1 protein-coding gene is annotated in these 446 nt (G+C 63.7%); it reads left to right on the plus strand.

The genetic code is table 11. The annotated features are described in order from the left end of the window. Window positions 1–446, plus strand: a 446-nt coding sequence (locus tag ETC07_RS15700) for an Ig-like domain-containing protein (protein ID WP_205742562.1), incomplete at both ends; no start/stop codon positions are given.

A 446-nucleotide genomic window follows, 5' to 3' on the forward strand; every position in this document is an offset into this window, starting at 1 on the left:
CCTGAGCATCGATAATGTCGATGACGTGACCTACACCGTCACGCCCGAGGACGTCACCGCCGGCAGCGCGAACGTCGTAATTCCGAGCAGTGTCTTGGAAGACGGCGACTATAGCGTCACGGCGGTGATCACCGATGAGGCGGGTAACAGCTCGGCGGTGTCATCTCCCGCTGTCGAGTTCAGCGTGGATGGCACCAGCCCGGGCGGCGATGACGGTAACGACGCCCCGACCCTGGCGATTGCCGCGGCCGCGGATGGCCAAGTCAATGCCGACGAACTGGATGATGGCGTGCAGGCCAGCGTTGGCCTGACCACCGGCACTCAGGCTGGTGATACCATCACCCTGAGCATCGGTGGGGCCGAGGACGAGACCTACACCGTCACGGACGATGACGTCACCAATGACAGCGCCACGGTGGTGATCCCCAGCGATTCGCTGGTAGACG

The sequence above is a fragment of the Halomonas borealis genome, from assembly GCF_004798905.1.
In the GTDB taxonomy this organism is placed as follows: Bacteria; Pseudomonadota; Gammaproteobacteria; order Pseudomonadales; family Halomonadaceae; genus Halomonas; species Halomonas borealis.